The organism is Hylemonella sp. GW821-FHT10B10, assembly GCF_059415585.1.
Window position 1 is genome coordinate 1 of sequence record NZ_JBWKNN010000004.1, and the last position, 19,679, is coordinate 19,679.

The 19,679-nt window shown below is 64.0% G+C and carries 19 protein-coding genes; 7 read left to right on the plus strand and 12 right to left on the minus strand.

Translation table 11 applies throughout. The features are described 5' to 3' along the window. Positions 1-97: 97 nt before the first annotated feature. The 8 genes from AC07NT_RS15785 to AC07NT_RS15820 are packed head-to-tail and all read right to left on the minus strand — an operon-like array spanning position 98 to position 9,265. The gene (locus tag AC07NT_RS15785) at positions 98-946 is read right to left on the minus strand and encodes a hypothetical protein (protein WP_498600201.1); all 849 of its coding nucleotides are present in this window, start codon (positions 944-946) and stop codon (positions 98-100) included. Then, positions 943-1,779 (minus strand): hypothetical protein, encoded by an 837-nt coding sequence (locus AC07NT_RS15790; RefSeq protein ID WP_498600200.1) that lies wholly within the window; start codon positions 1,777-1,779, stop codon positions 943-945. Before AC07NT_RS15790 ends, AC07NT_RS15785 begins: the two co-directional genes overlap by 4 nt. After that, positions 1,766-2,707 carry an MlaD family protein gene (locus AC07NT_RS15795; protein ID WP_498600198.1) on the minus strand — a complete coding sequence of 314 codons (942 nt, stop codon included), beginning with the start codon at positions 2,705-2,707 and terminating at the stop codon, positions 1,766-1,768. Before AC07NT_RS15795 ends, AC07NT_RS15790 begins: the two co-directional genes overlap by 14 nt. Beyond that, entirely contained in the window at positions 2,695-3,324 is a 630-nt protein-coding gene (locus AC07NT_RS15800; protein WP_498600196.1) for a hypothetical protein, read from the minus strand. The genes AC07NT_RS15795 and AC07NT_RS15800 overlap by 13 nt, the downstream gene beginning before the upstream one ends. A 1-nt stretch (position 3,325) precedes the next feature. After that, the gene (locus AC07NT_RS15805; protein WP_498600195.1) at positions 3,326-5,023 is read right to left on the minus strand and encodes a caspase family protein; all 1,698 of its coding nucleotides are present in this window, start codon (positions 5,021-5,023) and stop codon (positions 3,326-3,328) included. After that, positions 5,020-6,714, minus strand: coding sequence for a CHASE2 domain-containing protein (locus AC07NT_RS15810; RefSeq protein ID WP_498600193.1), 1,695 nt, complete (start codon positions 6,712-6,714; stop codon positions 5,020-5,022). The genes AC07NT_RS15805 and AC07NT_RS15810 overlap by 4 nt, the downstream gene beginning before the upstream one ends. A gap of 11 nt (positions 6,715-6,725) precedes the next feature. Next, complete coding sequence (locus tag AC07NT_RS15815; RefSeq protein WP_498600192.1) at positions 6,726-7,466, minus strand: ABC transporter permease; 741 nt, start codon at positions 7,464-7,466, stop codon at positions 6,726-6,728. Between the two features lie 8 nt (positions 7,467-7,474). Then, positions 7,475-9,265: an adenylate/guanylate cyclase domain-containing protein gene (locus tag AC07NT_RS15820; protein WP_498600191.1), complete on the minus strand. Its 1,791-nt coding sequence runs from the start codon at positions 9,263-9,265 to the stop codon at positions 7,475-7,477. 263 nt (positions 9,266-9,528) lie between these two features. Between AC07NT_RS15820 and groES the strand changes: the two genes are divergently transcribed. Then, a complete protein-coding gene (gene groES, locus AC07NT_RS15825; RefSeq protein ID WP_174253249.1) occupies positions 9,529-9,819 on the plus strand; it encodes a co-chaperone GroES in 291 nt (96 codons plus the stop codon). A 60-nt stretch (positions 9,820-9,879) separates the two neighbouring features. After that, positions 9,880-11,532: a chaperonin GroEL gene (gene groL, locus AC07NT_RS15830; protein ID WP_498600189.1), complete on the plus strand. Its 1,653-nt coding sequence runs from the start codon at positions 9,880-9,882 to the stop codon at positions 11,530-11,532. A gap of 198 nt (positions 11,533-11,730) precedes the next feature. On the opposite strand, the gene tal is transcribed toward groL, so the two are convergent. Further along, on the minus strand, positions 11,731-12,678 hold the full coding sequence (gene tal, locus AC07NT_RS15835) for a transaldolase (protein ID WP_498600188.1): 948 nt from the start codon (positions 12,676-12,678) through the stop codon (positions 11,731-11,733). 90 nt (positions 12,679-12,768) lie between these two features. Here tal and AC07NT_RS15840 point away from each other — a divergent pair, with 90 nt between their 5' ends. After that, complete coding sequence (locus tag AC07NT_RS15840; RefSeq protein ID WP_498600187.1) at positions 12,769-13,617, plus strand: MurR/RpiR family transcriptional regulator; 849 nt, start codon at positions 12,769-12,771, stop codon at positions 13,615-13,617. Positions 13,618-13,642: 25 nt separating this feature from the next. On the opposite strand, the gene AC07NT_RS15845 is transcribed toward AC07NT_RS15840, so the two are convergent. Together AC07NT_RS15845 and AC07NT_RS15850 are read right to left on the minus strand one after the other, a co-directional pair. After that, positions 13,643-14,251, minus strand: coding sequence for a DUF3047 domain-containing protein (locus AC07NT_RS15845; protein ID WP_498600186.1), 609 nt, complete (start codon positions 14,249-14,251; stop codon positions 13,643-13,645). Between the two features lie 271 nt (positions 14,252-14,522). Beyond that, positions 14,523-15,593, minus strand: a complete 1,071-nt coding sequence (locus tag AC07NT_RS15850) for a porin (RefSeq protein ID WP_498600185.1) — start codon at positions 15,591-15,593, stop codon at positions 14,523-14,525. Between the two features lie 294 nt (positions 15,594-15,887). Here AC07NT_RS15850 and AC07NT_RS15855 point away from each other — a divergent pair, with 294 nt between their 5' ends. Both AC07NT_RS15855 and coq7 read left to right on the plus strand, forming a co-directional pair. Beyond that, positions 15,888-16,133: a hypothetical protein gene (locus tag AC07NT_RS15855; protein ID WP_498600184.1), complete on the plus strand. Its 246-nt coding sequence runs from the start codon at positions 15,888-15,890 to the stop codon at positions 16,131-16,133. An 18-nt stretch (positions 16,134-16,151) separates the two neighbouring features. Further along, on the plus strand, positions 16,152-16,781 hold the full coding sequence (gene coq7 / locus AC07NT_RS15860) for a 2-polyprenyl-3-methyl-6-methoxy-1,4-benzoquinone monooxygenase (RefSeq protein ID WP_498600182.1): 630 nt from the start codon (positions 16,152-16,154) through the stop codon (positions 16,779-16,781). Positions 16,782-16,789: 8 nt separating this feature from the next. On the opposite strand, the gene AC07NT_RS15865 is transcribed toward coq7, so the two are convergent. After that, positions 16,790-17,239, minus strand: a complete 450-nt coding sequence (locus AC07NT_RS15865) for an OsmC family protein (protein ID WP_498600181.1) — start codon at positions 17,237-17,239, stop codon at positions 16,790-16,792. Positions 17,240-17,298: 59 nt separating this feature from the next. Between AC07NT_RS15865 and ilvA the strand changes: the two genes are divergently transcribed. Further along, positions 17,299-18,846: a threonine ammonia-lyase, biosynthetic gene (gene ilvA / locus AC07NT_RS15870; RefSeq protein WP_498600180.1), complete on the plus strand. Its 1,548-nt coding sequence runs from the start codon at positions 17,299-17,301 to the stop codon at positions 18,844-18,846. Positions 18,847-18,878: 32 nt separating this feature from the next. Continuing rightward, the gene (locus AC07NT_RS15875) at positions 18,879-19,658 is read left to right on the plus strand and encodes an enoyl-CoA hydratase (RefSeq protein ID WP_498600179.1); all 780 of its coding nucleotides are present in this window, start codon (positions 18,879-18,881) and stop codon (positions 19,656-19,658) included. Positions 19,659-19,679 lie beyond the last annotated feature (21 nt).

Consider the following 19,679-nt stretch of genomic DNA (forward strand, 5'->3'; position numbering starts at 1 on the left):
GGGGATCCGGGACGCTGAGCTCACCTTCTCCCCCACATCTCCGGCACCAACAGCAAACCCCGCCTTGGCGGGGTTTGTCGTTGGGGGGCAGTTGGCTTCAGCGTTCGTGACGAAGCTTCAACGATTGGGCGATCACCGGATAAGTCCCGGGCACCGTCTCCTGCACAAAACTGGAGCCACTGTCCTCATCCTTACGGCTGACTTCCGCCTTGGACTCAGCGGCACCTGCCGCACGGGGATCGCGCAGTGTGATGACCAGCTGCTCGTCGCCCGTGACGCCAGCAAACTCGAAAAACTGATCCGCGCCCAGCGGGGCCAGGACCTCGACACCGGCCTTCAAAGCCACCGCCTCGCTGGGGCTGGGCGGGTAAATCTGCTTGCGCACCCCCTGGGGGTTGATATTTTCGATGACCATCAGCGCGTCGAAGGTCGGCAGTAACTTGATCTTGATGCGGTCACCGCTGCGGAAACCCGCGGTCACAGGACGCAGCCCCGTCACGGCACCGGCCTTGTCGAAGGCAACGACGGCCACGTGCGCACCCTGGTAGTTGGGTTGACCGTTCTCGACCTGTATGGGTTTGGTCGGCAGGTCCGCCACGGTGTTCTCCTCGGCACCCACCGACTTGAAACCGAACAGGCCTGTGATGCCACCACCGACGGTCGAGACAAAACCGGCCTTGGCCGAATTGAGCAGCAACTGCTTGTAGTTGATCGGGTTCGACAGATCATTGGTCAGCTTGCTCTGGCGCCACTCCGTGAAGGCCGACATGGCGAACTTCACGGCGATGTTCAGCAGCAATCCCCAGATAAAGAACTTGGGCTGCACTTCTTCCGAATTGCCCGCGCCCGGCGCGGCGGGCGTTGCCGGCAAGGTCTGCGCCCGCGCAGGCATCAGCAACGAGCACATGAGCAGACCGGCCAGTAGCCGGCTGGCATTTTTCTTCATCGTGAAGTCTCCTTGATGGACTGATCAGCAAGTTGAGCGAGTTCTCTCAATCCGGCCGCCTGCGCCACGGCAGACGCACGCTGGTAGGCCAGGCGCGCTTCGGAAGGAACCGCACGGCGCTGGATATCGCCGATCAGCAACCAGTCGCGAACGATCTTCTCCGGCACGGCCAGTTGACGATCGATGGCCAGGGCCGCCTGTGCGGCTTGCAAGGCAGCTGCACCCTCGCCCTGCGCCCATCGTGCAGCGCCCAGCAAGCGCCAGGCATTGGCCACTTCACGCTCTTCGGATTGTTCGCGCAACTGTGGCAGGGCAGCTTCGGTCAGCGCCACGGTCTGCGCGGCCTTGCCCTGCGCCCAGGCTGCGCGTGCCTGCAGCAATTGCACCCGACCACGCTCGGCACAGCGCGCCTCGCACAGAGATGTCAAACGTGTCAGCTGAGTTGCCGCCGCGTCGGTACGCTCCAGCGCCAGCAGGGCTTGCACCTGCAAGAGCAGGGCTTGCACCTGCAGGGCTTCTTCCCGGACCTCGCTGGCGTGGTCCAGCGCCTGCTGCGACTGCCCCCCCGCCAGCTCCGCCTGGGCCTGCTGCAAACGGTTGCGTGCGGCGGCGCCTGCATCGTCAAAACTGCTGCGCAGCTGGGCCGCCTCGGCGAAATGCCTCGCGGCCGCAACGTAGTCACCCTGGGCGTACCGCCGCGCACCGCTGGTTTCCAGTTCCTGCGCCTGCACGCGCAGACGTGGTTCGGGCGGCGGCTTGGGAGAAGAGCCACAAGCTGCCAGCAGCAGCGCGCCCAGTAAGAGGGCGTAGCGCCATGGCTCAACGCTGCGCACGACTACCCTCCGCGCGCGGATCGCTGTCCGCCTTTAGTGAGGATGAGGCCGGCGCATCGATCAGGTTCTTGATCGGCCAGGCCGTCTTGGCCCCGGTCAATATCTCGCGCACGTCGCCGGCCACGGCGCGACCATCCTGCAGCAGAGGTGGCACCGTGCTCTCAGCCTCTGCCGTGATCTTCTCGATGTGCTCGACGATGCCCTGCGCCTTGTCCAGCAGACCCGGCAGACGGTTGTTGACGGTGGAGAGCGTCTTGTCCAACTGCACCAAGCTGGCCTCGGCCTTGCCCACGGCGCGGGTGGCGGCTTGCCCCACGTCACCCAGCTGCTGGTTGCCGGTCTTGAGCAGGGTGTTAAGCGAGGCCGTGGCCTCGCGCACCTGGCCCAGCGTGGCCGGCAGGCCCTGGCGTGAGTCGGCCAACGTGCCTGTGATGATCTTGATGTCGCCCAGGATGGGCAGTATCTTGTCGCGCAGGCTGTTGGCCATGGCGGTCAGGCCGTCAGCGCGGGTAAAGGCCAGCTTGGCGCCATTGGCTGCAAGCCGCGTGCGGTCCGGGCCCGGCATGATTTCGAGCACAGCCGAACCGACCAGACCTTCCTTGCGCAGCTCAATCACAGCGTCGCGCGTGACGAAACGCATCGAGTCGGCATCGATCTCCAGCTCCACCTCCACCTGGCCATCGGGCCGCAGGGTCACCGCATCTACGGCGCCCACCTTGAAGCCCGCGATCTTGACGGCCTGGCCCTTGTTGATGTCCTGGGCCGATTCGGTCACGAAGGTGAGCACCGCCGTCTGGCGCAGCAGGCCCTGACGCACGAAGATGGCGGCGATGATCAGTACGGTGACCAGCAAGCCGGCCAGCAGGAAGCGCCGTGTTCCCCGGTGCAACAGGGCGACTTCGCTGTCCTGTTCGATCAGGATGGACATGTCTGGACCTCGGGGGACTCCGCCCCCAGTTCTACCGTGCTGCGGCACTGCGGCAACTCCGGCAGGCCATGCGCGTCGAGATCGACGAACAGCGTGGGACGGAAGGGATGGAACTCATGATAGACCGACGTCAGCGCGATCACCGTCTCGGCCTGGCGCCGCGACAGGCCTGCAAAAGCTCGGTCAAACACCAGAAGCTCGGACGGGCGCATCAGCTGCAACATGAAACCGGCCAGCCAACGCTCCTGACGCTCCATGCGCATGGGCTGTTCACGGGCCAGGCTGCGCTGGCGTTCTTCACTGATGCCGCAGAGTTTGAACGCCAAGCGCAGCGTGTGGTCCAAGTCGCGCCGGGCCTGGGCATCGACCTCCACGCCGTAGCTCAAGGCGAGCGACAGATTGGCCGACACCGTCATGGTCCCGAGCAAGCCGCCGTCAGTCGGCAGCACGGCCACACCAGGCACTGTCTCCAACGCGGCCAGGGCAGCATCGATGCTGGCGAGATCCGGCGCCACCAGGCGGTAAGACCCGCCCTGGTCCAGCGGCAGGCGCAGCGCGGCGTCGCCACCATGGCGCAGGCACAGCTGACGCTGCTGGCGTACAGCCTCCCAGCGCACGTCAGCGCACCTCTTCGATGGTCAGCAGGGCAGCGGCGTAACCGGTGGAGCAACGTTTCTTGATCGACAGATTACGCACGCTGGCCGGGTTGGCACATTCCGCATCGGCCGGGGCGGCCGCGCCCACGGTCACCAGCTGGATGTCCTTGGCTGCCACCGAGTCCACCACCGAGAACGGTCCTGCCGGCTTGAGCCCGGCCGAGCTGAAGTCGCGCGGGTTGTCGGTCACGATGGCCAGCAGGGTGTTCTTGCCAGGAGGGCCTTCGGCCGAGAGCTGCCAGGCAGGACGCGGCAGGCGCATGGTACCGCCCGGTTCGATCACGTTGTTGCGGTCGATCTGGTTGGGAAACAATAGATCGAAGGTCTGTCCGTCGGAGCCCACCATGACGAGGTAGACGTAGCCCCCTTCGCGTGAGCTCAGTGTGAAATCGACGGTGTCGACACCGATCTTCAGGGCCGGCTTGGCCGCTGTCAGCGTCACGAGGCGACGGTCGTCACGGCTGTTGTAGATGTCCTGCAGCGCGGCCAGCGTCGAGGGCTTGGCCACTGGCGCCGCTGGAGCGGAAACCGGCGCAGCGGCAGGGGCGGGCGCCGCCACCACACCGACGTTGGCCAGCGGCACCGGCACGGCAGCCGGCGCAGGTGCAAGTGCCGGGGCCGGCACGGCCACCCCGGTGTCCTTGGCGGCATAGCTGAGCACCATGGAAGGGTTGCCGTTCACCGACACATGGTGCGGCAGGAAACCCTGCACATTCTTGAGCTTGTCGTTGATGCGGTCCTGCGCGCAGGCCTGGATCTCGCCGGCCGACAGGCCACCACTGCCATCCGTGTCTTTCGCTGCGCCGGCCAGGCAGGCCAGCCAGGCCTGGGAGGCCACGCCACCGCGACCGGGCTGGTCCAGCGAGACCTCGCTGTCGCGGGCCGCGGCAATGTGCACGAAGTTGGCGCCACCACTACCCGCAGGCTTGGGCGCGTTGATGCTGCGCGTCAGCATATTGGTGGGTTTGACGCAACTCTGCCCGGCGGTATAGGACTTGGGGGCGAAAGGTGCGTTGCCGACCGAGCGTGTGGTCACGCCGCCGGAATGGCAGGCATCGAGGAACACGATGGTTTTCTGCGACTTGGCCGACAGGCGCTTGAGCCGGTCTTCCATCTCGGCATCGGTGAAGGGCTGCCCCTCGACGGTGATCAGGGATTCGGCGCAGCGCTCGACACCCGCCTCCTGCACCAGCTGGCGTCCGCCGTGGCCCGAGTAGTAGATGAACACCTGGTCGTCGCCGCCCAGTTTGCTTTCAAGCTCATCGAAGGCCTTGCGCATCCCTTCGAGCGTGAGCTGCCCGTCGCTCAGCGCGCGGATATTGGCCTGCGGCACACCCATGCGGCGCGCGATCTCCGTGGCCGTCGCGGTGTCAAAGGGCACACCCTTGAGCTTGGGGATATTGCCCTGGTAGTCGCCGATGGTCATGATCAGCGCGTGCGCAGCCACTGCCGGCGGCTTGCTGAAACCGCGGATACCAGTAGTGGCGATCAGGTTGCCTTTTCCGCTGCGTCCATCGTCGAGTTGCAACAGTGCAGCGCCGCCGAGCGGCTTGGCCCCGACCTTCTTGTCGGTGACCGGATCAGCGGCATGACCCAGTGTGGTGATCGAGGCCATGGCCACTGCAGCCAGCCCCCAGGCAAATTGCTTCGTGATTTTCATCTGTGGTTTTCCTGATCAGTGGGAAGTGAAGCGGCCACGCTGACAGTGTCGTTCATCGCAGCGAGAATAGTAGTAAAGGCAGAAGCTGTCCATCCGTTTGTCGTTTCCCAACGAATCAGTTCCTGCCTGCGCGCAAAACGCAAGTGGCCATCGACCACGTCTGCTGCGCGCGTGAGCATCAGGCCTTGCTCGATCATCGCGGCATCTTCCTGCCAGTTGTCAGCAGGGTCTTCGAGCAGCCAGTAGACCAGCATCACATCAGAAAAAACTTTCTGCACAAAACCCGGATCCTCGATCAGATCGACGATGCGTCCGGCCTCGTGCCGGGACCGCGCCACCAGATGGTCCAGGTCACCCTTGAGCCGCCGACGCTGGGCCGCCGCGGCCCCCTCGAGACGAATCGCCAGCACGGCCAGCAGGCGCCGGCCCTGGGTCTGGCTCTCCATGTCCTGCACACGGCTGTTGGCCAGCCAGTTTCTGGCGAGACCGTAGTAAACCCGCGAGAGCGCAAAGTACGACAGCCCCAGCGACAACGGTGCCGAGGCATCGAGGTACCAGTCCGTCAGGTTGACCACGGCAAAGGCCAGCACCACCAACGCACCCTGCAATGCACCGAACACCGTGTCGAACACCTCAATGCGGGTCTGGCGGTACAGGGCGATGGCCATGCACCAGATCAACAGCAGGGCCGCCAGCTTCATCACCCACTTGGGCCGCTCGCGCAGGTAGTCCCCGTTCTTGAAGTTGTCGATGGCCGTGGCCATGATCTCCACCCCCGGATGGATGTGCGCCATCGGCGTGCCCTTGATATCAAACAGGCTGGGCGCGGTGGAGCCGATGATGACGATCTTGTTCCTGAACTCGTCGACCGGCCGTTGCTTCTGCTCGGACTTCAGATCGCGATACACGTCGACGAAGGAGACAAACTGGTAGGAGAAAGGCTTGCCGCGCCAGTTGATCAGCACTTCGGTCTGATCGGCGCCGGGAAAACCGAACTCCTCGGCAATGCGCTGCGGCATCGAGGGGATGCGCCAGCCCGCGTGCTCGATCCAGGTCGGGTACCGTCGGATGATGCCATCCGCATCGGGAGTCACCTGATGCGTACCCAGACGCCCGTTGTCCAGCGCGGCCGGCACCTTGGGCAGGATGATGGCAATCGGTGTCTGCGCTTCGGCCCCTGGTTGGACCGCCCGCGCACTAGGCAGCGCGCCGACCGGGATGCGGCTCAGGCGATCGTTCTGCGGGTCCAGTCGCAACATGGGGAAGAAGGTCGTGGTCGAGCGCGCGATGTCGGCATTGAAGGCCGCGTCACTCTCGGGCCGTTGCACGTCCGGGTCGGAAAACAGGATGTCGAAGACGATGGCGCGCGGCTGCTGCGCCTCCAGCCCACGCACCATGTCCCCCAGCACGCGGTTCGGCCAGGGCCAGCGGCCCTGCTCCCTGGCCATGCCGGCCAGGCTGGCTTCGTCGATGTCGAGGATGACGATGTCCGGATCTGGCTTGGGCGCGAGCAGGCGGTGCGAGATCAGTGTGTCGAAGAGCTTGGTGTCGGCTGCAGCCACCATATTGAGCAGGCCCAGGTCGGCCACTATGAGCGTCGTGAACACCAGGGCGAACAGCAGGTAAGCGCGCGCGCCGAGCCGCCGCACCAGCGAGGCGACCGCGGCCTGCCGGCGTTTGATCCAGTTCATCAAAGACGCCTTCATCGCTTGATCCAGTACACCAGCAAGGCCACCAGCACGTCGACCAGGAACACGGCCACCATACCGTTGCCCACGGCATGGATGGCGATGCCTGATTGATCGCGGGAGGCCCCCCCGGCACTGCTGCCATGGTGGCAGGCGATCACGCCGATCAGCAAGCCCATGATCGCGCTCTTGAGCAGGCTGAGCAGCGTCAACCAGGGATCGGCCAGCTCCAGAAAATGCCCGGTCACCTGCAACAGGGGCAGGCCCTGCAACAATGAGACCGCCAGCCAGCCGCTGGCCACGGCGACGATCTGGAAAAAGATGGTGACCACAGGCAAGCCCAGCGCCAGCCCGATGATGCGCGGCAGCAGCAGGTAATCGGCCGGTGGTATGCCCATGCGACGCAGCGCCTGAAACTCGTCATGCTGGTCCATGACCGCGAGCTCCGAGGCCATGGCCGCGCTGCTGCGCGCCACCATCACCAAGCCCGACAGCAGCGGCGCCAGTTCGAAGAACAAGCCATAAAACAGCCAGGACTGCGCGAGATCGCTGTTCTGCCCAGCCAACGCCGTCAGCTGGGTCACGGCCGCTGCCCCTGTCAACGCCGCCAGCGCACCCGTCACGGGCAGAGCGGCAATGCCCGTTGTGTGGATCTGCCGGTACAGCTGGTAGCGTAGCTGCGGTTCACCCAGACGCGACCAGCGGGTCAGCGCCAGCCAGGTCATGAGGGCATAGCCGTACAGTCGGCTGGTCACCAGTGTCTTCAAGCTTGGGCCGTCCCGTCCACACGCCGGCTCAGCGGCGGATTCCAGCCCCAGACATGCACGTCCGTGTGACCCTTGATGGCCTGTGCGCCCAGATCGACCAGGCCGCCGGCCTGGCCTACGGCCTGTGCCACCTCGTGCGAACAGATCACGGGGTAGCCCAACGTCTTGCTCATGTACTCCAGCTGGGAAGCCGTATTGACCGGGTCACCGATCACTGTGAAATCCCGCCGCCGCCGCGAGCCCACATAACCCGCCACCACCTCACCCACATGGATGCCTATACCGATCTCCAGCGGTGCATGGCCCTGAGCCTTCAGTTCGTCGTTGAGGCGATTCAGGCGCACCAGCATGTCCTGCGCCGCCTCCAGCGCATTGCGCTCCGGTGCGTCCAGCGGCTGCGGCAAACCGAAAGTGGCCATGAGGCCATCCCCGATGAATTTGTCAACGGCGCCGCCACACCCATGGATGGCCGCTCCCATTTCGGCGTAATAGCCATTCAGCAACTCGATCAGCGTCTCGGGCGAGCTTTGCTCGCTGCGGGCCGTGAACCCACGGATATCGGCAAAGAGTATGGTCACCCGGCAACGTTGGCCTGCGGTTTCGGGCTGCAGGCTGCCGCGCAGGATGGCACGCATCACCTGCGGGCTGACGTGGCCGGCAAAGGCCGTGCGCAACGCCTGCTTTTCACGGTAGTGCCGTACCGACTCCCAGGTCAGGCGGGCCAGGAAGGCCAGCAGTGCAACCCCCAGCAGACTGCCCAGGGGCAGGTACCAACCACGCCACAGTCCCAGCACGGAGACACCTGTGATCAAGACCACCACGCTCACCAATGCAAGCGTCTTAACCCAACCATTGCGACCGAACCAGAGCAGCACCATGGCCAGGGCCAGCGGCCAGGACAGGGTGGTCTCCACCGGATCGACCCAACCACGCCCCAGCAGCGAGCGCAGGGCCTGCACATGCACCAGGGCGGCTGGGCCGCTTCGGTTCTCGGGGTCCCAGGCGGCCAGAGCGACCGGCAGGCGGTAACGGGTTTCGTTGGGCAGCAGACTGGCCACCACCACCACCCGCCCCCGGACCAGCTTTTGCAGCTCGTCGGCCTGTCCTTGGCGCAGCCAGGCCAGCACCGTCTGCAGGGAGGTGTATTCGATCGGCCCGCCGACGGTGTAATCGATCAGGCCGCGCGCCGAGCTTTCGCGCCCCAGCACCTTGGCCATCAGGTCGGCCAAAGAAGGGTTGCGGTCCTCGTCGATACAGCGGCGTTGGTTGATGCGACGCACGATGCCATCCCGGTCTTCGCACAGCACCAATGAACTCAAGGCCTCGTCGCCGGCCGCCTGCAGCAACTCGGGGGCGATGGGTCGCAGATGGCGCTCCAAACCCATGGGCTGGCCCAGCACCAGGGGCGTCGTGGCGCGCAGCTTGCGAACCCCGTCCAGCAGGGGCGCATCGACTCCCTTGATCAGGAAATCGTAGGAGCGGACCGGCAGCGGTGCGGCGACCCCCACGACGGCGGGGCGGGCAACAGCCAGACCGGTGAAGAGTTCCCCCAGGTACCGATGCCATAAGGCATAGGGCTCGGGAAAGGACTCGTAGGCCTGCTCGTCCAGGCCGATCACCACCACGTCCTGCGGCAGGGCACCCGGCGCCAGCGCACGCAACCAGCGCGACTGTTCGTCATATAGCGCTTGGTCCACCCGCCGCAGAGTGTGGGTGGCCATCAACCCGAGGACCAGGGCACAGAGAATCAGGAAGCCGACGAAAATCTCGCGTTGTTGCCGAAGCATCTTTTGATTATGGGTCAGGCCTTTGCCCTCCCCTGGCCACAAGCGCTGCGTGCCCCGGCCAGCGTGAACTATTCCCTCCGCCTGTTTCCTGCACACAACGCCGCCCCTGTCCGGCCGCGATCTTGAAAAGGCCTGAAATTGCCTTATGATTAGCACTCACTGGATTCGAGTGCTAACACTCCGGGTCCAATGTCAAGTTAATGAGTGCCAACTTCGGCCCTCAGATCTTCCAACCTCTTGTTTCAAACTCTAGGAGAGCCCTGATGAAACTGCGTCCTCTGGCCGATCGCGTGATTGTCAAACGCGTTGAAAACGAAACCAAGACTGCCTCCGGCATTGTCATTCCCGACAGCGCCGCCGAGAAGCCCGACCAGGGCGAAGTGCTGGCTGTGGGCCCCGGCCGCAAGAACGACAAGGGCGAAATCATCGCCATGAACGTCAAGGTCGGCGACCGCGTCCTGTTCGGCAAGTACAGCGGCCAGACCGTCAAGGTCGGCGGCGACGAACTCCTCGTCATGAAAGAGGAAGACCTGTTTGCCGTGGTGGAGAAGTAAATCGCAGCGCGATTTATCCATCCGACTTAATCATTTGAATTTGAATCTGGAGTAAGACAAATGGCAGCTAAAGACGTAATTTTCGGCGGTGAAGCCCGCGCACGCATGGTCGAGGGCGTGAACATCCTGGCCAACGCCGTCAAGGTGACCCTGGGCCCCAAGGGCCGCAACGTGGTGCTCGAGCGCTCCTTCGGCGCCCCGACCGTGACCAAGGACGGTGTGTCCGTGGCCAAGGAAATCGAGCTCAAGGACAAGCTGCAGAACATGGGCGCGCAGATGGTCAAGGAAGTCGCTTCCAAGACCTCCGACAACGCCGGTGACGGCACCACCACCGCCACCGTGCTGGCCCAGGCCATCGTGCGCGAAGGCATGAAGTACGTGGCCGCCGGCATGAACCCCATGGACCTGAAGCGCGGTATCGACAAGGCCGTGACGGCCCTGATCGAGCAGCTGAAGAAGGCATCCAAGCCCACTACCACCTCCAAGGAAATCGCCCAGGTCGGCTCCATCTCCGCCAACAGCGACACCAGCATCGGCGAGATCATCGCCAATGCCATGGACAAGGTCGGCAAGGAAGGCGTGATCACCGTGGAAGACGGCAAGAGCCTGCAGAACGAACTCGATGTCGTTGAAGGCATGCAGTTCGATCGCGGCTACCTGTCGCCCTACTTCATCAACAACCCCGAGAAGCAGGCTGCCCTGCTGGACAACCCCTTCGTGCTGCTGTACGACAAGAAGGTGTCCAACATCCGTGACCTGCTGCCCACGCTGGAAGCCGTGGCCAAGGCCGGCCGTCCGCTGCTGATCATTGCCGAAGACGTCGAAGGCGAAGCTCTGGCGACCCTGGTGGTCAACACCATCCGCGGCATCCTGAAGGTCGTTGCCGTCAAGGCTCCGGGCTTCGGCGACCGTCGCAAGGCCATGCTGGAAGACATCGCCATCCTGACCGGCGGCAAGGTCATCGCTGAAGAAGTGGGCCTGTCGCTCGAGAAGGTCACCCTGGCCGATCTGGGCCAGGCCAAGCGCATCGAAGTGGGTAAGGAAAACACCATCATCATCGATGGCAACGGCGCTGCCGCTGACATCGAAGCCCGCGTCAAGCAAGTGCGCGTGCAGATCGAGGAAGCCACCAGCGACTACGACCGCGAGAAGCTGCAGGAACGCGTGGCCAAGCTGGCCGGCGGTGTGGCCGTGATCAAGGTGGGCGCTGCCACCGAGGTCGAAATGAAGGAAAAGAAGGCCCGCGTGGAAGACGCCCTGCACGCCACCCGCGCTGCTGTGGAAGAAGGCATTGTGGCCGGTGGTGGCGTGGCCCTGCTGCGCGCCCGTCAGGCTGCTGGCACCATCAAGGGTGACAACGCCGACCAGGACGCCGGCATCAAGCTGGTGCTCAAGGCCATCGAAGCCCCCCTGCGCGAGATCGTCTTCAACGCCGGCGGCGAAGCCAGCGTGGTCGTGAACGCCGTGCTCAACGGCAAGGGCAACTACGGCTTCAACGCCGCCAACGACACCTATGGCGACATGATCGAGATGGGCATTCTGGACCCGACCAAGGTGACCCGCACCGCGCTGCAGAACGCCGCATCGGTCGCTTCGCTGATGCTGACCACCGAGTGCATGGTGTCCGAGTCCCCGAAGGACGAAGGCGCAGCCGGCGGCGGCATGCCTGGCGGCATGGGTGGTATGGGCGGCATGGGCGATATGGGCATGTAAATGCTCCTTGCCTGGGGGCACATGGCGGCGGTGCAAACGCTTGCCGTGTCAAAAGCACTGTCAGCGCGTTTGCGCCTTGCCTTGTGCCCTCATGCTGCATCGGGTGACGTTACGTCACTCGATACTCAAGAAAAAACCCGCAGTGCTAGCACGCTGCGGGTTTTTTCTTGGGTGCCTCTTTGAGCGCGGGCTCAGTCCCTAAGCAGCCCGTATCAACTGATCGAGCTTGGCCGTGTCGGCTGCGAAGGCGCGTATGCCTTCGGCCAGTTTCTCCGTCGCCATGGCGTCTTCGTTGTGCGCATAACGGAAACCCGCCTCGTCGTAATGCACGGCCGGCAGATCCAGCGCACGCGCGGCTTCGGGCTCTAGGGCCCGCTGTACCGGCGCCTCGCTGTCTGCGAGTTGCGCCAGCAGCTCAGGGGCAATGGTCAGCAGATCACAACCCGCCAGCGCCACGATCTGCCCGGTGTTGCGAAAACTCGCTCCCATGACTTCGGTGGCAATGTCGTGGCGCTTGTAGTGGTTGTAGATGGCACGCACGGATTTCACGCCCGGGTCGTTGGCGCCGCTGTTCGCGGCCTCGTCCCAGGCACTGCCGGCGGTCTTCTTGTACCAGTCGTAGATGCGACCTACAAAGGGAGAGATCAGCTGCACCCTGGCCTGCCCGCAGGCCACGGCCTGGCAGAAGGAGAACAGCAGGGTCAGGTTGGTATGGATGCCCCGCCGCTCCAGCTGCGCGGCCGCCTGGATGCCTTCCCAGGTCGCAGCGATCTTGATCAGCACGCGGTCGATGTGGATGCCCTGGGCCTGGTACAGCTCGATGATGCGCTCGGCCCGCGCCACCGTGGCCTGGGTGTCAAAGCTCAGCCGCGCATCGACCTCGGTCGAGACGCGCCCTGGAATCAACGCGAGGATCTCGCACCCAAAACGCACCAGCAGTCGATCAACGATCTCGTCCAGGGCCCGCCCACGAAACTGGTCCACCGTCTGCTGCAACAGCGGGTGGTATTCCGGTTTTTGGACAGCCTTGAGGATGAGCGAGGGGTTGGTCGTCGCGTCCTGCGGCTTGACCGCTGCAAGCTGGTGGAAATCGCCCGTATCGGCCACCACGGTGGTGAACTGGCGCAGCGCATCGAGTTGTTTCATGCCTTGAATTATGAGTGAAATAAAATTACGCTTTGTCGCATTTTCATGTAACCATGCGCGTCTCACCACCGACGCCCAACCGGAGTCCCCATGCTCGACCGCATCCGCGCTTCGCTCCCCTCGCTGGCCCCAGCCGAACAGCGCGTGGGCCAGCTTGTCCTGGCCGATCCGCGTGCCTTCGCCAACCTGCCCGTCAGTGAACTGGCCGACCGCTCGCATGTGAGCAAACCCACCGTGGTGCGCTTCTGCCGCAGCATGGGCTACGACGGCCTGTCCGACTTCAAGCTCAAGCTGGCCGGCACGGTCAGCGAAGGCGTGCCCTTCATCCACCGCAGCGTGGACGTAGACGACAAGACCAGCGACGTGGTGGTCAAGGTGATCGACAACACGGTATCGGCCTTTCTCAAGTACCGCAACAACGCCAGCACCGCAGCGATCGACAAGGCCGCAGCCGTGCTGGCCGCCACCTACAAGACCGGCAAGCGCATCGAGTTCATCGGCGCGGGCAACTCGGGCATCGTGGCGCTGGACGCGCAGCACAAGTTCTTCCGGCTGGGTGTGAACACTGTGGCCTACAGCGATGGTCACATGCAGGTCATGAGCGCGTCTCTGATGGGCCCGGGGGACTGCATGGTGGTCATCTCCAATTCGGGCCGTACCCGCGACCTGATGGACGCCTGCGATATCGCTCGCAAGAACGGCGCCACCACCATCGTCATCACGACCAGCGGCTCGCCACTGGCCATGGCCGGCCACATCCACCTCGCCGCCGACCACCCCGAGGGCTACGACCGCTACAGCCCCATGGTCTCGCGTCTGCTGCACCTGATGATCGTGGACATCCTGGCCACCTGCGTGGCGCTGCGCATCGGCGGCAACCGCCTGCAGCCCATGCTCAAGGAAATGAAAAACAACCTGCGCAACAAGCGCTACGCCTGAGAGACAGCGTCGGGCAGAGCCACGCCTAGGGATGGCGCGCCAGCAGGGCGCCATCCAGCTCGACCGGGCCGTACCAGGCACGGGCCTGTGATTGCGTGTTGTCGCTGTCGGTCATGATGGCCACGCCGATCAGCCGGCCGGGTTCTTCACCAAATACCTTGCGGTAGTCGGCGCGCACATCGCGCTCGTAGTCCAGCCATTGGTTCAGTCGTGCCGGGCCGGATTCCACCACCAGCTTGCGGATGCGCTCGGTACGCGGGTTGGTGATGACGCTGCCGGCCTCGCGTGTCGGGCACCAGACGTACATCAGCGTTGCGTAGGGCAGCGCTTCGCCCGTCATCAACTGGACCATTTCGGACAGCATGCCGTCGCGCAGCGAAAATTGAGAGCGGTCGCCGTCGAAGCTCAAGACCACACGCACCACGGAATCTGCACGGTCACGCCGCGCCAGGTCCGCCGTCGGCATCAATGCCGGCACCCGCCACGAAAAGCGGATCTGCCCCAGATCCTCAGGCGCAATACCCAACTTGCGCCGCAAGAGACTGGCCGAGGACAGGGCCTGTACTTCCATGGCCTCCCGCCCGGCAACGTGCACGGGCAGATAAGCTGTGGCCGCCTTGCCCGGCAGTGGCATGTGCTGCCAGCCATAAAAGGCCTGTGACTCGCTTGAGGCCCGCTCAAGCGAGGATGTCGTTGAGCTGCAGGCCGTCAAGCCCAGCAGCATCAAGGCTATTGCACCGAGCGCAGGAAATACCCCCAGGGTCACTGCTCCCCGTTTGTATTTCGATTGCATCAAAAGCTGAGTCCTGTCCATTAAAAATCAACCATCCCATAAAAAAACCCTGCCACGTTGCCGCGACAGGGTTCTTGACTCTTACCTTCAGCTGGCTTGCGCCAGCGTCAGATCAGAAGTTGTGGCGCAGGCCGACCAGCAGGCGGCTGGTGTCCTTGACAACAGCGGCGCCGGCGTTGTCGGCCTTCTCGACGATGTAGCGTGCGTAGGTGGTCGAACGCTTGCTCAGAGCGTACTGCACACCCAGGCCCGTCATGGTCGAGTCGACGTTGCCGACGAGCTTGTCGTCCAGCTTCTGGATGTTGGCCGACAGGGTCAGGGCGGGAGACAGCGGCACATCGGCAGCCAGGTTCATGCCGGCGTTATCAGCCGTGTCCGTACCAGTCGCGTCGGTAGCCTTGTAGCTGTGACCACCCAGGGTGAACTTGGCGAACTGGAAGTCGTACGACACATAGTAGCTGGTCAGGTCATTCTTGGAGCCAACAGCTGCGGTAGAGGTACCAGCGTTACCACTGCCACCAGCAGTACCACCACTACCGATTTCGCGGGCGAACTTGCTCACGCCAGCAGCGATGGGGCCGTTGGCATAGAACAGGCCGACGTCGGACAGGGCGCCAGCAACGGGGGTGGCGCCGTCGTCAGACTTGGGCGAGTACAACAGAACGAAGCTGAAGCCGGAGAAGTTCGGCGAGGTGTAGGCGATCGAGCTGTCGAAGCGGGTCACGGACAGGCCCATCAGGGTGGAGTAGCCACCAGCACCCAGAGAGACGCGGCCGGCGTCCTTGGTGTTGAAGCTGGCGCCACGAGCACCCTGGACGGTCAGGGTGGGGGAGTTCGGAGCGCCCAGCTTGACGGAACCGAAGGAGCCCGACAGGCCGACGAAGGACTGGCCGGTGCCGTAGGTGCCGCCGCTGCCTTCGGTGGCGGTGTCGGCCGTGTTGAAGTTGGTTTCCAACAGGAAGTCAGCCTTCAGACCGCCGCCCAGATCTTCCAAACCGGACAGGGTGAAACCGGTCGTGCCGATGCCGTCCTTGCTGATACGCGTGCTGTTAACCGTGGTGCCAGCAGTGGTTTCGGTCTTGCTCGAACGATAGGTGGCGTCCAGGGTACCGGAGACGGTCACGTTCTGGGCGAAAGCGCTGGTGGCAGCCAGGGCGGCCACGGCAATCAGGGTCTTTTTCATATTGAAAGTTCTCCAAAGGTTTAACAAGGGGTCCCGAAGGGAGTTTCCGGATCCCCGGGCCAACCTCCTCTAACAAGGAAGTTGGATGTATTGCACCAGAGCCCGATAGCCGGGTCAAAGGAAAACCCCCGAGTCCTCCCGATTCGCCCCAGGTTTCGTTGTGACCCTGCAACATTGCACAAACAAGAGGCAACTCGGCTGGGACGTGGCCACTCCCCCAAAAAATAAGCTCTAAAATTAGACCCATTAAAAGAGTTATTTATGCAAACCTTGCTGGTTGATCGGGCCGTAAGCATGTCCCAATTCAAGAAGAACCCGGCCGCCGTGCTGCGCCAGGCCGAAGGCCGTCCGGTTGCCGTGCTGAACCACAACCGGGTCGGTTTCTATCTGCTGGAGCCCCCGCTGTTCGAAGCCATGCTGGAGGAGCTGGGCCGCCTGCGCCATGCCGCCGCCCAGGCCGAGGGGCCCCCGCCTGAGGCCACCTCCTACAGACCGCTGATTGAGGCCTTGTTGAGCCAGACCAAGGCAGCGCTGGGCTGAATTCAGGACAATTCAGCCATGACCACAGCCACCGACGCCCTACTCTGTGCTGCCGACACAGCCCTGCGCACCCTTTTTGCCCCGCCTCGGGCCAGCCACCCCACGCCTCGCCCGGCCACGCCGGACCGGGAGTTGACGCCAGAGGAAAAGCGCCTTTCGGCCGCATTGATGCGCGTGAACCACGTGGGTGAAGTCTGCGCCCAGGCGCTGTACACCGCCCAGGCCCTGACCACACCCAACCCGGCCCTGCGCGCGCATTTCACGCGCGCCTGCACCGAAGAGACCGACCACCTGGCCTGGACGAAACAGCGCCTGGACGAACTGGGCTCACGCACCTCGCTGCTGAACCCGCTCTGGTACGCCGGCGCCTTTGGCATCGGTCTGCTGGCGGGGCGCCTGGGCAATGCGGTCAGCCTGGGTTTCGTGGTGGAAACCGAGCGCCAGGTGGAAGCCCATCTGATGAGCCATATGGACCGGCTGCCCGCAGGCGACCAGACGTCGCGCGCCATCGTGACGCAGATGGCCGCCGACGAGGTGAACCACGCCGTGGACGCGCAAAAAGCCGGGGCGGTGGAACTGCCCGGGCCGGTGAAGGGATTGATGCGCGCGGCGGCCAGGATCATGACCACCACCGCGCACCATATTTAGTTGGGGACTCAGCCCTCGATCACGTCGAAACTGGTCGTGATCTCAGCCGTCTTGCCCAGCATGATGCTGGCCGAACAGTACTTGTCGTGGCTCATCTTGATGGCACGTTCCACGGCGGCGGCCGGGATGCCCTTGCCGGTGACGGTGAAGTGCATGTGGATCTTGGTGAACACCTTGGGGTCTTCGCTGGCGCGCTCGCTCGTGAGCTTGACGCTGCAGCCGCGCACCTCATGCCGGCCGCGCTTGAGGATGAGCACCACGTCATAGGCCGTGCAGCCACCGGTGCCGGCCAGCACGGTCTCCATGGGCCGCGGGGCCAGGTTCTGGCCGCCGTTTTCGGGCTTGGCCGCATCGGGCGCGCCGTCCATCACCAGCACGTGACCGCTGCCGGTTTCGGCCACGAAGCCCATGTTGGAGCGTGCGCCGGTGGCGCCGGTCCAGCTGACTGTGCATTCCATGTTCTGTTCCTTGTCAAAATGGGGGTCTGGCGTAAATTATCCCCACACCGCCAGCCCTCATGAAAACAAGACCTCTGCAGCCCGCTGACTATCTGAAGAAAATCCTGACCGCGCGCGTCTACGACGTCGCTGTCGAGTCCCCTTTCGAGCCCGCCAAAGCCCTGAGCCGTCGCCTGCACAACAAGGTGCTGCTCAAGCGCGAGGACCAGCAGGCCGTGTTCAGTTTCAAGCTGCGCGGCGCCTACAACAAGATGGCGCATCTGACGCCGGAACAGCTGAAGAAGGGCGTGATCTGTGCCTCGGCCGGCAACCATGCCCAGGGCGTGGCGTTGGGCGCCAACCGCCTGGGCACGCGCGCCGTGATCGTGATGCCCACGACCACGCCACAGCTCAAGATCGACGCCGTCAAGGCGCTGGGCGGCAAGGTGGTGCTGCAGGGCGACAGCTACTCCGACGCCCACGCCCACGCCCTGACCCTGCAGAAGAAGCAGGGGCTCACCTTTGTCCACCCCTTTGATGATCCGGACGTGATCGCCGGCCAGGGCACCATCGCCATGGAGATGCTGCGCCAGCACCAGGGCCCGCTCGACGCCGTTTTCGTGGCCATCGGTGGCGGCGGGCTGATCAGCGGTGTGGCGGCCTACATCAAGGCCGTGCGCCCGGACGTCAAGGTCATCGGCGTGCAGATGAACGACTCGAACGCCATGATCCAGTCGGTGCGCGCGGGCAAGCGCGTCACGCTGCAGGACGTGGGCCTGTTCTCCGACGGCACCGCCGTCAAGCTGGTGGGCGAGGAGACCTTCCGCCTGACCCGCAAGCTGGTAGACGACTACATCGAGGTCGATACCGACGCCGTCTGTGCGGCCATCAAGGACGTCTTCGTGGACACCCGTTCCATCGTGGAGCCTGCCGGCGCGCTGGCCGTGGCCGCCATCAAGCAATACGTGGCCAAGCACAAGACCAGGGGCGAGACCTATGCCGCCATCCTGTGCGGTGCCAACATGAATTTCGACCGTCTGCGCTTCGTGGCCGAGCGCGCCGAGGTGGGCGAGGAACGCGAAGCCCTGTTCGCCGTGAACATGCCCGAGGAGCGTGGCAGCTTCCGCCGCTTCTGCGAACTGATCGGCGACCTGCCAGGCGGGCCGCACAACGTAACCGAGTTCAGCTACCGCATCAGCGACCAGAGCAAGGCCCATGTCTTCGTCGGGCTTTCGACCTCGACCAAGGGGGAAAGTGCCAAGATCGCCACCAACTTCAAGCGCCACGGCTTCCCCTCGCTGGATCTGACACACGACGACCTAGCGCAGGAACATATCCGCCACATGGTAGGCGGTCATTCGACGCTGGCCCGGGACGAGCGCCTGCTGCGTTTCATATTCCCCGAGCGCCCCGGCGCCCTGCTCAAATTCCTGAGCCTGATGCGTCCGGGCTGGAACATCAGTCTTTTCCACTACCGCAACCAGGGCGCGGACTACGGTCGCATTCTCGTGGGCATCCAGGTGCCCAAAGCCGACGACAAGGCTTTCGCCAAATTCCTCGGGGCGCTGGGCTATGCCTATGTGGAGGAGACGCGCAACCCGGCCTATCGCATGTTCCTGCAGGCCTGATCACCCTTTTCGGCAGACACGAAAGAGACACCATGAGTTACGAACTGATCCAGGTACGCACCGAAGCCGACAAGGTCGGCATCATCACCCTGAACCGTCCCAAACAGCTCAATGCGCTCAATGACCAGTTGATGGACGAGCTGGGTGCGGCGCTCAAGGCCTTCGATGCCGACGCGGCGATCGGCTGCATCGTCATCACCGGCAGCGAAAAAGCTTTTGCCGCCGGCGCCGACATCGGAGCGATGGCCAGCTACAGCTTCGCCGACGTCTACAAGGGCGACTACATCACACGCAACTGGGAAACCCTGCGCAGCATCCGCAAGCCGGTGATTGCCGCTGTCAGCGGCTTTGCCCTGGGCGGCGGTTGCGAGATGGCCATGATGTGTGACTTCATCATTGCCGCCGACAACGCCCGCTTCGGCCAGCCGGAGATCAAGCTGGGCGTCATCCCCGGCGCCGGCGGCACCCAGCGCCTGCCACGCGCCGTAGGCAAGTCCAAGGCCATGGACATGACCCTGACGGGCCGCATGATGGATGCGACGGAGGCCGAACGCGCCGGCCTGGTAAGCCGCGTGGTGGCGCTGGACAAGCTGATGGAGGAAACCCTGGCTGCCGCCCTGATGATCTGCGACTACTCGCAGGTGGCCGTGATGGCCGCCAAGGAAGCCGTGAACCGGGCTTTCGAGGGCTCGCTCAACGACGGCATCATGTTCGAGCGCCGGCTCTTTCATGCCCTGTTCGCCACCGCCGACCAGAAGGAAGGCATGGACGCCTTTATCCACAAGCGCAAGCCTGCCTTCCGGGATTGCTGAGCCGCCAAAAAACGCTATAAT